Here is a 12,656-nt window from a genome sequence, read left to right as displayed (position 1 = left end):
TCTAGGGGCGCACCCCATTCCATTATGTGCCGCGTTTCAAACACTTAAGAGTTTGACCTAGATGGAAGTCAACCAAGCGGGCCTAAGTGACGTCTTCGGCTACTCGGTGCCGACGCTGATCAAGTACCGCTCGGCCGGCATGCCAGTGCTGCGCGAGCCCGCCGGCGCGGGCAAGTCGCTTGCCTTCGACACAGTCGAGGTGCACCGCTGGCTGGTGCAGCGCGCGGTTGATCAGTCGGCGCCTGACGAGGACCGCGAAGCGCTCGACAGCGAGCGCGAACTGGCGCTGCTGCGACGAAGCCAGCGCGAACTGAACGAGATCAAGAAGGCCGAGCAGGAAGCGGAACTGATACCCGCCGACGACGCTGTCCGCGCGTGGTCTGCCATTCTCACGGCGTTTCGCTCTCGCATTCTGTCCGTGCCGCCCCGCATGCGTTCCCGCCTGCCCGATATGCCTGATGCCGCTTACGACGAATTGCAGCACCTGTTGAGAGAGGCGCTTGATGAGCTATCACGTTCTGACCCCATCGGTCGTTCGGAAAGCGCTTCAGACAGTAGCGCCGCCGCCTGACCTCACGCTGTCGCAGTGGGCGGACACCTATGCGGTGCTATCCCCTGAATCAGCGGCGGAGCCCGGGCGCTGGCGCACGCTGCCGTACCAGAAGGGCATTCTGGACGCCTTCACAGATCCGAAGATCGAGCGCGTCACGTTCATGAAGTCGGCGCGCGTCGGCTATACCAAGGCGCTGAACTGGGCGGTCGCCTACCACATGCATCAGGACCCGTGCGCGATCCTGCTCGTGCAGCCGACCATTGACGACGCGCAGGGCTATTCGAAGGACGAGATCGCGCCGATGCTCCGCGACGTCCCTTGCCTGCAAGGGCTCGTGACGGAGGGCTACCGGGATTCGAGCAACACGATTTTGAAAAAGCTGTTTCCGGGCGGCTCGCTGAACCTCGTCGGCGCCAACAGCGCGCGCGGGTTCCGCCGTCTGACGTGCCGCGTGGTGCTCTTCGACGAGGTCGACGGCTACCCGCCGACGGCCGGCGAGGAAGGCGATCAGATAGCGCTCGGCATCCGGCGCAGCGACACGTTCTGGAACCGGAAGATCGCGATCGGCAGCACGCCGACGATTTCCGGCCTGTCCCGCGTCGAGCGCTCGTGCCTGGCGTCGGACCAGCGCCGCTACTTCGTGCCGTGCCCGCACTGCGAGCAGCCTCAATACCTGAAGTGGGCGCAGATGAAATGGCCTGAAGGCAGGCCGCACGAGGCGCACTACGTCTGCGAGCACTGCCAGCGCGACATCGACCACCAGCAGAAGCGCTGGATGGTGGAGCGCGGTGAGTGGCGGGCTACGGCTCCGTTCACCGGGCACGCCGGCTTTCACTTGTGGGCGGCCTACAGCTACAGCCCCAATGCGACGTGGGGCAAGCTTGCGGAAGAATGGATGGCGGCGCAGTCTGACCGCGAAGCACTGAAGACTTTTGTTAACACGGTGCTCGGGGAGCCGTGGACCGAGAAGGGGGAGACGGTTAGCGGCACCGCGGTGTACGAACGCCGCGAGGTATACAAGGCCGCGGTCCCGAATGGCTCCGTGATTACCGCCGGTGTGGACGTGCAGGACGATCGCGTAGAGGTGGATCTTGTGGCATGGGGGGAAGGCGAAGAGTCGTGGTCCGTCGACTATTGGCGGATTTACGGCGATCCGGCACGGGCGGAATTATGGGACGAACTGAAGCGCCGATTGTCGACATCATGGCTGCGCATTGACGGTGCGCAGATCGAGTGCCGGTGCGTGTGCATCGACTCGGGCGGCCACTTCACGGACGAGGTCTACGCCTTCAGCCGCAAACACGGCGTGCGGTGGGCGGTACCGATCAAGGGCGCGTCGGAGGGCGGCAAGCCGATCGCCATGTTCCCGCGCACGCTGAACCAGAAGCGTGTCTACCTGACGCACGTCGGCACGGACACGGCGAAGGAGCTGATCTATCGTCGGCTGAAGGCCGACGAGCCCGGCCCCGGTTACATGCACTTTTCGAACGCGCCGGCCTACGACGCCGAATACTTCCAGCAGCTCACCGCCGAAAAGGCTGTCACGAAGTACCGCAACGGCCGGCCTTACGTGCAATGGGAAAAGCTGCGGCCGCGCAACGAGGCGCTGGACTGCCGCGTGTACGCGCTGTGCGCCGTTCGCATCCTCCAGCAACACGGCGGCATTGCGCTTGAAACCATCGACCCCGACGCCGAGCCGCCCGAGCCGAAGCCCGAGCCGCCGCGGCCGCCGTCCTTCATTCGGCAACCCGAAGCCCCGCGCCCCGGCGTCAAGTCGTGGTTCGGCAATTACCGGAGATGAGCATGCTGCCAGACTCAGACGAGCGCCAAGTCGCGCCAACTCTCGACGGCATCCGCCGCGATCACGTCGCCCGGTACGAGTGGGCGCGGCAGTACGTGCGGAATCGCACCGTGACGGACTACGGATGCGGTGTAGGGTATGGGACGCGCCTGCTTGCCGAAGTGGCGACTGTCGCAATCGGGGTGGACTGCGACCAGCCGGCGATCAACTACGCGCGCCAGCACTACGCGAGCGCGGGCGCCGGCTTTGTGCTGGACGACGCGATCGAGGCGGCGCGGCGCTCGGAGTCCGCCGTGGCCGTCGCCTTTGAAATGATCGAACACATGCCGGACCCGCTGCCGTTCCTGCGCGCCCTGAACGCTGACACCCTGCTCGCCAGCGTCCCGAACGAGCACGTATTCCCCTGGCACGACGGGATCAAGTTCCACCACCGGCACTACACCCCGGAGGACTTCGAGAGCCTGCTCAATGCCGCCGGCTGGGAGGTCGTCGAATGGTGGGCGCAGGAAGGGCCGGAGTCCGCCCCGGCGCGGGACATTCAGGGCCGGACGCAGATCGTCGTCGCCCGCCGCTCGCTGAATCCCAAGGGCGAGACGTGGCGCGCGCTGCCGCCGCCGCCCGACGTCCGCTACGTGACACAGGCGCGCTGGCAGCACCCGACCGGCAAGGCGCCGGAGACCGTCATGCTGGTGGGCCTCGGCCCGTCGAAGTACGAGCTGACCGAGGCCATGCTGCGCCACGACTTCACGCCGTGGTGGGACGAGCTGTGGACGATCAACAAGGGGATCGACTTCCTGCCGACGGCGGACGTCGCTTGGATCATGGACGACGTCTACGACTACGCCACCCGTCACCCGGCCTACGGCGACAGCATGCGCCGCTTCCGGGGCAGCATCATCGGCCAGACGACGATCCCGAACGATGGCTCGATCCCGTTCACTGAGTACCCGCTCAAGGCCGTCCTGCAACACTGGGGCATGTCCTGCCACAACTGGCTGCACACGATCTCGATCGGCTACATCCTCGCCTATGCCGGCTTCATTCGCGTGAAGCGGCTGATGCTCGCCGGTGTCGACCTGTCGTGGCCGCACCGGCCGGACTTGTCCGAGGCCGGCAATGCAGTCGTGTGCTACTGGATCGGCCGCCTCGAAAGCATGGGCTGTGCGGTCGAGATCAACAGCACGTCGACACTCAACGCGACGAACATGCACGGCCGGTATGAGTGGCGGCACCTGTACGGCTACCTGCGGCAACCGGAATTGATCCGCGCCTAGACCCTTAAACACCCGGATGAATAGTCGCTAGGGGGATTATTGCAATCCTGAATTAACGTGTTCTATCAGTGCAAGCCAGCATGGATCTGGCTACCGCACAAGCACACCTCGACGCCTGGCTGGCGGTCGACTTGGCGCTCACCTCGGGGCAGGCGTATCAGCTCCCCGAAGTCGGCGTCACGCGCGTTGACGCGCGCACGGTAGCGCAGCGCATCCAGCACTGGGAGCGCGTCGTCGCGCGCTACACGGCCATCTCGGCCGGCACCAATCAAGTCACCCTGGCCAGTTTCTCGTGAGCTGGCTCGACCGTTTTCGTTCACCCCTGACGCTGGCGCAGCGGGAGGCCGCCATCGAGCGCGCCCGACTGGATGCTGTCTCGCTGCGTCAGCGGCGCGAGGCCAGCGAGCGAGCCTACGACGCGGCCCAGCGGTCCCGGCATCGGCCGATGCGCGGCGATCAGCGCTCGGGCAACGCTGTCATGGATCACGCGCGCTACAGCCTGCGCTCGTGGGCGCGTCACCTCGACGAGAACCACGACATCGCCGTCGGCGTGCTCGACGACCTCGTGAAGAAGATCATCGGCTGCGGCATCGCGATTGAGCCCATGATCAAGGCGCCGGGCGGCAAGCTGGCTAAGAAAACGAACGACACACTCCGCGCGCTGTGGGCTGAGTGGACGCAGAGCATGCCGGAAGCGTCCCGCACGCTGCCGTGGCCGTCCATTGAGGCCATGGCCTGCCGAACGTGGCTGCGTGACGGCGAGTTCCTGATCCAGCACCTTGAGTCCGGCGCCCCGATCCGTCACCGCTCGCGCGTCCCGTACTCGATCGAGCTGATCGAGGCCGACTACCTGCCGTTCGACTGGTCGCGCGCGAGCACACCGACGCAGAACCGGATCGTGCACGGCGTCGAGTTGACCGACTGGCGCGAGCCAATTGCCTACTGGCTTTATCGCGAGCACCCCGGCGACCTCGGCCTGCTCGCCAACCCGACAAGCCTGCTGCAAGTTCAGTCGGAACTGAAGCGCGTCAGCGCCGACGTGATCACGCACGTGAAGTTCGCCCGCCGCTTCGGCCAGGTGCGCGGCGTGTCCGTGTTCCATTCCGTCCTGCAGCGCCTCGAGGACATCAAGGAATACGAAGAGTCGGAGCGCGTGGCTGCTCGCGTGGCCGCGGCGTTCTGCGCCGTCATCAAGCGTAACGGCGACTTCAGCGCGACGAGCGCCGCGGACGGCAGCCGGATCATGGAAATGAACCCCGGCATGATTTTCGACAACCTCCTGCCGGGCGAGGACGTGCAGACGATCGGCACCGATCGCCCGAACACGAACCTCGAAAACTTCCGCAACAGTCAGATCCGCGCCATCGCGAGCGGCACCGGCACGTCCTATTCCGGCGTGTCCCGCAACTACAACGGCACCTATTCCGCGCAGCGGCAGGAGCTCGTCGAGTCGTGGGTCGGCTACGAACTCATGCGCGAATACCTGTACGGCGTGTTCTACCGCCCGATCTGGCAGCGCTTCGTCCGCATGGCAATGGCCGCGGGCCTCGTGTCCATGCGCGAGATCGACACCAACACCATGTTCGCCGTCGACTTCGTCGGCCCGGCGATGCCGTGGATCGACCCGATGAAGGAAGTCGAAGCCTCGGCCAAGGCTGTCGAGGTCGGCTTCAAGTCGCGCCACATGGTCATCCGCGAAAACCAGTACGACCCGCAGGTCGTTGACGAACAGATCAAGGCAGATCCGCTACGCGATCTGCTCACCCCGAAACCAGCCGCAACGGCAACGCCGAAACCCAAAGCCGACGCCAATGCGGACCCCCAACCCAACGCGGCCGAGGCCGCATAGGAGCCGTTCATGGCGAAGGAAAACGAGATCACGGAGAAGCAGCCGGCCACCGTCGAAGAGGCGCGCGCCGTGCACAACGCGAAGCTCGACACACTGGTCGCAGCCAACAAGGCGCGCAGCCGTCGACATGCGCAGTTTCTCGTGAACGCTGGCGCGCTGCGGCTGCCGTGAAAGAGCCGTTGACGCGCGAGCTGCGCGAAAAGCTGACGAGCGAGACGTTCTACCGCGAACTCGCGCTCGACATCCGCGCGGCCGACGAGGAAGCCCGCACCGTTCCGGCGTCCATGTCGAGCGAGACGCCCGTCCGGCGCTGGTTCGGCAACGAGATCCTGAGCCACGAGGCGAGCGCGGTGAACCTCGAGCGCGTCAGTGGTGGCGCGCTGCCGCTGCTGTGGGGTCACGACACGGACGAACTGCTCGGCGCCGCCGAGGGCTTCCGACTCGAAGGTGGCCGGCTCACCGGCCAGTTGCGCTTCAGCAAACACGCGACCCGCTCGGAAGTCTGGGAACAGATCCGAGAGGGCATGCCCCTCGGGATCAGCATCGGCTACCGAGTCGACGAGTGGAAAGAATCCGCGGACAGCGATGACGTCACCGTCACGCGCTGGACGCTGCACGAGGTGTCTGTCGTCACCGTCCCGGCAGATCACACGGTTGGTATTGGGCGGTCACTGTCCCCGAAGGAGACACACATGGATCACGAACAGGCCGGCAACTCCGGCAACCCGGCACAGGTGCCGCCGCCCGACGCTGGCCCGGCACATGTGCGTCTCGTACAGGCCAAGGGCCGCGAAGAGGGCCGCAACGAAGAGCGGCAGCGCATCGCGGCGATCCGCGAGCTGTTCATTCTGCCCGGCTTCCAGTCCGACGATCACATCGCGCTGCGCGAGTGGGCGATCGACTCGGGCGCCAGCGTCGAGCAGTGCCGCGAGGAACTGCTGAAGATGGCAGGCTCTGGCGTCTCGCCCGTGGCGAGCATGCCGCCGGTACAGCGCCAGGCGCCGCAGTTCGCGGGTCCAGGCGGCTATGCCGAGCACCCCTTTGGCCGCGACTCGCAGATCCGAGTCAACGCGGGCGCCGACCAGCGTGACAAGTTCGCCGAGGGCGCCATGCGCTCGATCGAACTGCGCACCGGTGCGATCAACGACCCGGTCAAGCAGGCCGAGTACCGCCAGGGTAACGAGTTCGTCGGCATGCCGCTGCTTGAAATCGCGCGCCAGTCGCTCATCCGTCAGGGCATCAACACTGCCGGCATGGATCAGCGCACCGTCGTCGGCCTCGCGCTGACGCACCAGCCGAGCTTCGTGCGCGGCGGCGGCATCATCAGCCACGGCACCTCGGACTTCGCGAACCTGCTGCTCGACGCCGCGAACAAGTGGCTCGTCGGCGGTTACACCGAAGCGCCGGAAACCTGGCGGCCGTTCTGCAAGGTCGTGTCCATCAGCGACTTCAAGCCGATGAACATGATCAACCGCTCGAACTTCGGCGACCTCGACGTCATCCCGGAGCATGGCGAGTACAAGTACGGCACGATGTCTGACACGAAGGAAACGATCACGCTGCGCACCTACGGCAAGGCGTTCTCGATTTCGCGTCAGGCCATCATCAACGACGACTTGGCTGCGTTCACCGACGTCCCGATGCTGATGGGCCGCGCCGCGGCCCGCATGGTCGGCGATGAAGCCTACGCCGTGCTGACGGGCAACCCGACGCTGGCGCAGGACTCCACCGCGCTGTTCAACACCGCGCACAACAACATCTGGACGACCACCAACGCGGGCGCGCCGAGCGTGACCACGCTGGACGTCCACAACCGCTACACCGCGACGCAGACAGACCCGAGCGGCGCAACCATCAACCTCGGCATCCGCTACCTCGTGTGCGGTCATGCGCTGGTTGGCACGGCGCGCACTCTGGCGACGGCGGTCTACGACCCGGCCGGCACCGCGGGCACGCTGAAGCCGAACGTCTGGCAGGGCCGCTTCGACGTCATCGCTGATGCGCGCATCGACGCGTTCAACGCGGCCGGCTGGTTCACCCTAGCCGATCCGAACCTGCTGCCGACTGTGGTAGTCGGCTTCTTGAACGGGAACGAGACCCCGTACATGGAGCAGGAGAACCCGTTCTCTCAGGACGGCGTCGCGTTCAAGGTCCGTCTCGACGTTCGTGCTGCCGCTGCGGACTTTAGAGGGGCCCAATATAACGATGGCGTCGCTTAAGGAGGCACGCAGACATGGCAACCAATCTCGTACAGAACGGCGACGTCCTTGAAACCGTCGCCACCGGCGCAGTCACCAAGGGCTGGCTCATCAAGCGCGGCGACATCCGCGGCATTGCGCTCAACACGGCAACCGGCGCAGGCGCTGCCTTGCGCCTGGCTATCGGCGGCGTGTGGACGGTCGACAAGATCGCGGCGGCTTCCACCAGCCTCGCGGTCGGCGGCAAGGTCTACGCGCGGGCGACTGGCTCGGCCGGTCGGCAGAAGGTGCTCGGCGTCGCCACTGGCGTCGTCATCGGCACCGCGTGGGAAGCGGCCGTGACCGGCGCCACCACGGCCAAAGTGAAGCTTCACGGCTTCGCGATCTGAGGCAAGAGGCCCAGCACATGGCAAGCATTCGCATGCGCTGGGCCTTCCTCGCCCTCTTGCTGTTCCCCCTGTGGGCGGGGGCGGCGACGTACTACGTCCGGCCTGCGTGTGCAAACAATGGCAACGGTACAACGGAAGAATGCGCGGCCAGTGGCGGTGGAACGGGCGCCTATAACGTCATGTCGTCGATTGCCAGCACGGCCGACGGTCAGGTCGAATTGGCGCGCGGCAACACGGTGTATCTCATCGGCTCGCAGACCGCCGCATGGAATCCGGGTGGCGTGGGCACAGGCGACGGCGCAAGTGATTTCATTTTGCGTGGCGACCATCCGGCAGGCGCTGGCGGGTTCGACGGGCAAGGTTCGGTCAGCATCCTCACCAACATCGGTGGAGCCTCACGGAACAACATCACGTTTCGTAACCTGTACCTGCGCAACGCGACTGGCAACTGCGCTGTGATTGGGAACGCCGTCAACACCAGCACCGATATTGAATTCATCGGCATCACCATCGACAACTGTGGCACCAGCGGATTGCAGCTTACCGGGCCGCTTGCGTCGCCTGTGATTCAGGGCATTACGTGTTCCAGGATTGGCGACGCAGACGATGAGGCAGTTTCGTGCGTGAACGCAACGCCGGCCGCGGGGGTGTCGATTACTGGTCTAATCGTTGACGACATCAACTGTGCAGGCAATGCAAAGGGCCGGTACTGCGTCAATCTGTATCCGCCGACAACCGGAGGCGCAACGGGAACAATTCCATCAGCCTATATCGGTGACGTGGAATGCAGCGGAGAGTTTTACCTGTCTTGCATCAACGTGCAGAACGACGTCGATGGTACGGAAATCACCGAGATCATGACGACTGCCTCATTCGCGGCCCCCGTAGGCATTCATATAGGCGGCCAAGGCACAATCGGCGCGTGCCCTGTTACAACGGACGGCACCTACACGCACGACGTTTATCTCCGAGGCGGTCGCCAAAACGACGTGCAGACGGCGGACGCTTCCGGGTTCTATCCGGACGAGTGCTCGACCAACTGGATCGGTGAGCGCATCCGCGCGACGGACAACGACATCGCCGGTGTCTACTTGAACGACACCGCGGGCGGCGTGCTTCGCTCGTCCATCTCGTGGGCCAATGGGGACAACGCCCTGCACGTCCACGGTGTGAGCGACAACAACAGCTTTTTCAATAACACATTCGTCAACCTCAACCCCTACGGCACGGGCACAGATCAAGGCTCAGACGTGGTGCAGCTAGACGGCGGCGCAGGCACGACGACACCCAACGTGCTGCGGAATAACGTCATTGTCGGTAACGCAAACAAGTGCATGGACGTTGACGGGTCGAGCGCGTATGTCACCGAGTCGCGCAATCTTATTCAGGGCTGCGCGACTTTGGTCGAGGGCTTCACGCAGACGAGCGGACTGACTATCGACCCCCTCTTCCTCGGCGGCCCCAACCCCACGACGGTGGAGGGGTTCCGCCTCAGCGCGGGCAGCCCTGGCGCGGGGGGCGGCACCGACCTCGGCGACGAAATCGCCGACTACTTCGGCGACTACATGTACAACGGCAAGTGGGACATCGGCGCGTTCCGTCGCGACTCCTGCTATCGCCGCAGCCGGGACGGCAATCTGGACATGGCGCGGACTCGCGCGCAAGTCGCATCGCGCTGCCTCGGCATTCCTGGCCGCTACCCGGAGGGCCTGTAATGGCCGTCGGGCTCAGCATCAAGTTCGACGACAAGGCGCTGCGCAAAGCCCTTGAGGAAGCGCCGAAGCTAGCCAAGCGTTCGGCTGTGTTCGCGATCAACCGGACGGCACAGCAGGCGCAGACGGCCAGCATTCGCCGACTGGTGGCGGCCACCCGCATTCCGTCGCGGACTATCCGCGGCCGCACGCGCCTCGTGCGCGCGAACTTCCGCACGCTGTCTGCTCGCCTTGTCGTGCTGACGGCCGGCGTCCCGATCGACACGCTGACGACTCGCGGCCTGAAGAAGGGCGGGATCAGCGCAGCCGGCCAGCGCTATCCGCATGCCTTCCGCGCAACGATGCGTAACGGCAAGGAATTGATCATGGAGCGTCGCGTGACTGGCGGCCAGCGCGCGCCACGGCTCCCCATCGACCGCGTGAAGATTCCGATCGAGCCGGAAGCCACGTCAATTTTTACGCAGGAAGTCATCCGCCTGACGACGACGGCCATGCCGGCGCTGTTCGAGCGCGACTTTCGGTTTCGACTGCAGAGAGGGCGCTGATGAGCAAGTCCAACAGCCTCGAAAACGGGATTCTTGAACTCATTTTCAAGAACACCAATTTCGCCAACCTCGGCGACGCGACGGGGCTCCGTGGCTCGTCCACTGCCGGTAGTCTCTATGTGTCGCTGCACACGAGCGACCCAGGCGAGACGGGCGACCAAACGACGAACGAAACGAGTTACACGTCGTACGCCCGTGTTGCCGTCGCGCGCTCGGGCGTGGGCTTCACCGTCACCGACAACAGCGTCAGTCCTGCGGCGAATGTCGACTTCCCGGCCTGCACTGGTAGCACGGCGACGATCACGCATTTCGGTCTCGGCACGGCATCTAGCGGCGCGGGTGTACTGCTGTACAGCGGCACAGTCAGCCCGAACATCTCTGTGTCGTCTGGCGTCACGCCGCGGCTCACGACGGCGACGGCAGTGACGGAGGACTGAGCGTGGCGCTCGTCCTGCGGCATGCGACCGGCGCGCAACTCGCTGCTGAGTTTCGGCGACGCTACCGCGAGGCGACGGGGATCGAAGCAGGCCGCCTCGCGCGCTGGCTGCTCAATCGCATCGCCGACGGCACATGGACGGACGCGCAGGTACGTGCGGCGTTTGGTCTGACGGTTACGCAGTACAACGCACTCAAGACTCGGCTCACGACGCGTGCCACGCGCTATGACGCTGTGATGCAGGATGTGGGCGAATGAGCATCGTCAATACCGTGATCGAGCAATATCCGCAGCGCGACGGTGTGATCGACGTTGTTGAGCGGCACACAGATCACCTCGACCAGCAGTACATGCGCGTGTGGACCGCGCGAGGGCATGATATTACCGCACTCGCGCAGGCGCATGCGACAGAACTAGAGCAGCAGCTTGCGAGCGCGGAAATAGAGGCGCTGCTCAATGGCTAGCCCGTACTATTATGACGCGTCTGCTGCCGGGGCCGGGACGGGCGCCGACTGGACGAACGCCTTCACCACGTTCGCCGCAGCCGTGGCCGCAGCGACGGTAGATGGCGACATCATCTACGTCGCATCAACCTCGGCCGAAGTGCTCGCTGTCGATACGACGTACACATTCGCGGCCAACGTCCGCGTTATCTCCGCGGACAAAACGAGCGGCACGCCCCCGACGACGCTGCAAACGCAGGAGGCCGGGGGCGGCTATGTGGGCAACACATCGACAAATAGATCGATCACGCTCGCAGGCGCATATAAGATTTTCATCCGCGGGATGGAGTTCGCAGTCACCGGCGGCGACGTGTTTCGCACGGCGGGAACGGACGGGCAGCATACGGAGCTTGAAGATTGTCATGTGAGGCTGGGGTCGAGCGCGAAAATCGAACTAGGCACATCCGGCTCTGAGTCCAACCGCTTCACCCGCATGCGCGGCGGCACAATCACATTCGGCGCCACGACGGTCGGGATCAGCCCGTTCGGCGCTGGCGAGTTCGAGGCCGTAACGCTGGCGGGCACCGCTCCTGACACTCTCGTTCTGGTCGGCAACCGCTCAGGCAACCTGCTGCGCTTCGAGGGCTGCGATCTATCGCTCATAACCGGCACGCTCGTCGCGCCGAACACAATAGAGCCGTCGCAAGTCGTTTTTGCCAATTGCAAACTCGGCAGCGGCGTCACTGCGCTGTCGTCGACGGGCAACAACACGCTCGGCTTTGCTCGCGTATGGCTATATGACTGCGCCGCCGGGGACGAGCACTACCACCTGCAATATCACGACGCGTTCGGCTCGTTGACCGTCGACACCGGTATTTATGCCAACGACGGCGCGGCGTACGACGGCACGAATAAGTGCTCATGGAAGATCGTCACGTCTGCACTGTGCAGCTACTACTACCCGTTCACCACGCCGTGGTTCGATGTGTATCACTCAGGCACGGCGGCAAAAACGCCCAGCATCGAAATCCTGCGCGACGGCTCCGCGACCGCATATCAGGACGACGAAGTATGGGGGGAGTGGTCATACAAAGGCACGACGGGTAGCGTGCAAACGACGATGGTCAACGACCGCAAGGCATTGCTCGCAGCGGCCGCGAATCAAGCCGCAGGCGTCGGCACGACGGGCTGGACCGGCGAAAACGCCTCGGCATGGTCTGGCAAGCTCGCGCCCGGCTCGACCATCACGCCCGCTGAAATCGGACACATTCGCGGCCGTGTATGTGTCGGCGAGCCGTCCATCACCGTCTACGTCGACCCGCAGACCAGGCTCGCTTAAGTGGCCGTTAATCGCGTCACGCCTAGCGGCTGGCTGAACGAAACCAGCAGCACGATAGATCGCGTTACGCCGTTTGGGTTTGTCTCTGAGACAACGGCGGCGGTGGCGCGCAATCTG

13 protein-coding genes and 1 pseudogene are annotated in these 12,656 nt (G+C 64.6%); all 14 read left to right on the top strand.

The window, feature by feature from the left end:
- The first annotated feature begins 61 nt into the window (after positions 1–61).
- Positions 62–571 (top strand): annotated as a pseudogene (locus IPM16_19185) (terminase small subunit).
- Positions 504–2,354: a phage terminase large subunit family protein gene (locus IPM16_19180; GenBank protein MBK9125228.1), complete on the top strand. Its 1,851-nt coding sequence runs from the start codon at positions 504–506 to the stop codon at positions 2,352–2,354. Before IPM16_19185 ends, IPM16_19180 begins: the two are co-directional and overlap by 68 nt.
- A gap of 2 nt (positions 2,355–2,356) precedes the next feature.
- Positions 2,357–3,628 (top strand): class I SAM-dependent methyltransferase, encoded by a 1,272-nt coding sequence (locus tag IPM16_19175; GenBank protein ID MBK9125227.1) that lies wholly within the window; start codon positions 2,357–2,359, stop codon positions 3,626–3,628.
- Between the two features lie 80 nt (positions 3,629–3,708).
- The gene (locus IPM16_19170) at positions 3,709–3,924 is read left to right on the top strand and encodes a hypothetical protein (protein ID MBK9125226.1); all 216 of its coding nucleotides are present in this window, start codon (positions 3,709–3,711) and stop codon (positions 3,922–3,924) included.
- Positions 3,921–5,477, top strand: a complete 1,557-nt coding sequence (locus tag IPM16_19165) for a phage portal protein (GenBank protein MBK9125225.1) — start codon at positions 3,921–3,923, stop codon at positions 5,475–5,477. The genes IPM16_19170 and IPM16_19165 overlap by 4 nt, the downstream gene beginning before the upstream one ends.
- Positions 5,478–5,486: 9 nt before the next feature.
- Positions 5,487–5,648: a hypothetical protein gene (locus tag IPM16_19160; GenBank protein ID MBK9125224.1), complete on the top strand. Its 162-nt coding sequence runs from the start codon at positions 5,487–5,489 to the stop codon at positions 5,646–5,648.
- Positions 5,645–7,696: an HK97 family phage prohead protease gene (locus IPM16_19155; protein ID MBK9125223.1), complete on the top strand. Its 2,052-nt coding sequence runs from the start codon at positions 5,645–5,647 to the stop codon at positions 7,694–7,696. Before IPM16_19160 ends, IPM16_19155 begins: the two co-directional genes overlap by 4 nt.
- A gap of 14 nt (positions 7,697–7,710) precedes the next feature.
- Positions 7,711–8,064, top strand: a complete 354-nt coding sequence (locus IPM16_19150; protein ID MBK9125222.1) for a DUF2190 family protein — start codon at positions 7,711–7,713, stop codon at positions 8,062–8,064.
- Positions 8,065–8,081: 17 nt separating this feature from the next.
- Complete coding sequence (locus tag IPM16_19145) at positions 8,082–9,779, top strand: right-handed parallel beta-helix repeat-containing protein (GenBank protein MBK9125221.1); 1,698 nt, start codon at positions 8,082–8,084, stop codon at positions 9,777–9,779.
- Positions 9,779–10,321, top strand: a complete 543-nt coding sequence (locus IPM16_19140; GenBank protein ID MBK9125220.1) for a phage tail protein — start codon at positions 9,779–9,781, stop codon at positions 10,319–10,321. Before IPM16_19145 ends, IPM16_19140 begins: the two co-directional genes overlap by 1 nt.
- Complete coding sequence (locus IPM16_19135; protein MBK9125219.1) at positions 10,321–10,758, top strand: hypothetical protein; 438 nt, start codon at positions 10,321–10,323, stop codon at positions 10,756–10,758. The genes IPM16_19140 and IPM16_19135 overlap by 1 nt, the downstream gene beginning before the upstream one ends.
- Before the next feature lie 2 nt (positions 10,759–10,760).
- Positions 10,761–11,015: a hypothetical protein gene (locus tag IPM16_19130; GenBank protein MBK9125218.1), complete on the top strand. Its 255-nt coding sequence runs from the start codon at positions 10,761–10,763 to the stop codon at positions 11,013–11,015.
- Positions 11,012–11,221: a hypothetical protein gene (locus tag IPM16_19125; GenBank protein MBK9125217.1), complete on the top strand. Its 210-nt coding sequence runs from the start codon at positions 11,012–11,014 to the stop codon at positions 11,219–11,221. The genes IPM16_19130 and IPM16_19125 overlap by 4 nt, the downstream gene beginning before the upstream one ends.
- On the top strand, positions 11,214–12,539 hold the full coding sequence (locus IPM16_19120; GenBank protein ID MBK9125216.1) for a hypothetical protein: 1,326 nt from the start codon (positions 11,214–11,216) through the stop codon (positions 12,537–12,539). The genes IPM16_19125 and IPM16_19120 overlap by 8 nt, the downstream gene beginning before the upstream one ends.
- Positions 12,540–12,656: the final 117 nt, after the last annotated feature.

The organism is Candidatus Flexicrinis affinis (assembly GCA_016716525.1).
Lineage (GTDB): Bacteria > Chloroflexota > Anaerolineae > Aggregatilineales > Phototrophicaceae > Flexicrinis > Flexicrinis affinis.
Note: the sequence above shows the minus strand (reverse complement) of the source record. Positions and strands in the feature narration are given on the sequence as shown.